Here is a 1085-nt window from a genome sequence, read left to right as displayed (position 1 = left end):
CGCGTCAACCACCGCAACGGCTACCGCCCGCGCGAGTGGGACACCCGGGCCGGCACCGTCGAACTCGCCATCCCCAAGCTCCGGCAGGGCAGCTACTTCCCCAGCTGGCTGCTGGAACGGCGACGCCGGGCCGAGCAGGCCCTGGTCTCGGTGGTCGCAACCGCCTACGTGCTGGGCGTCAGCACCCGGCGAGTGGAGAAGCTCGCCGCCTCCCTCGGGGTGACCCAGCTGTCGAAGTCCCAGGTGAGCGCGATGGCCAAACATCTGGACGAGCAGGTCGGCGCCTTCCGTAACCGGCCCCTGGACCAGGGCCCGTACACCTTCGTGTGGGTCGACGCGCTGACCCAGAAGGTCCGCGAGGGCGGCCGCATCATCAACGTGCACGCGCTGATCGCGGTCGGCGTCAACACTGACGGCCAGCGCGAGATCCTCGGCCTGGACGTGGCCACCGCCGAGGACGGCGCCGGCTGGCTGGCGTTCCTCCGCTCCCTGATCGCCCGCGGACTGACCGGCGTGCAACACGTCATCTCCGACGCACACACCGGACTCGTCGACGCCATCGGCGCCGTCCTGCCCGGCGCCTCCTGGCAGCGCTGCCGCACCCACTACGCCCGCAACCTGCTTTCCCAGGTGCCCAAAACCGCCCAGCCGTGGGTGGCCACCCTGCTGCGGACCGTCTTCGAACAACCCGACACCGACGCTGTCCACGCCCAGATGAAACACGTCCTGGACGCGCTGGAAGCCAAGTTCCCCAAGGCCGCCGAGCACCTGGACGCCGCCCAGCACGACCTGCTGGCGTTCACTGCCTTCCCCTACGAGATCTGGCGGCAGATCTGGTCCAACAATCCCCAGGAGCGTCTGAACAAGGAGATCCGCCGGCGCACCGACGTCGTCGGGATCTTCCCCGACCGAACCGCCGTGATCCGCCTGATCGGCGCCGTACTGGCCGAACAGAACGATGAATGGACCGAAGCCCGCCGCTACATGGGCCGCGAACTCCTCGCCAAAGCCCGCCTCCACCCGATCGAGTCAGAAACCGACGAACCCGACCTGCCCACCGAACTCACTGCATAGCCTCAACAACG

1 protein-coding gene is annotated in these 1085 nt (G+C 68.6%); it reads left to right on the top strand.

Features of this window, described 5'->3' with window-relative positions:
- Nucleotides 1-1074, top strand: a 1074-nt coding sequence (locus J2Z30_RS49240; RefSeq protein WP_209469212.1) for an IS256 family transposase, incomplete at its 5' end; no start/stop codon positions are given.
- Between the last annotated feature and the right edge of the window lie 11 nt (nt 1075-1085).

This window comes from Streptomyces iranensis (assembly GCF_017874715.1).
GTDB classification, from domain to species: Bacteria; Actinomycetota; Actinomycetes; order Streptomycetales; family Streptomycetaceae; genus Streptomyces; species Streptomyces iranensis.
This window is presented reverse-complemented; position numbering and strand designations above follow the sequence as displayed.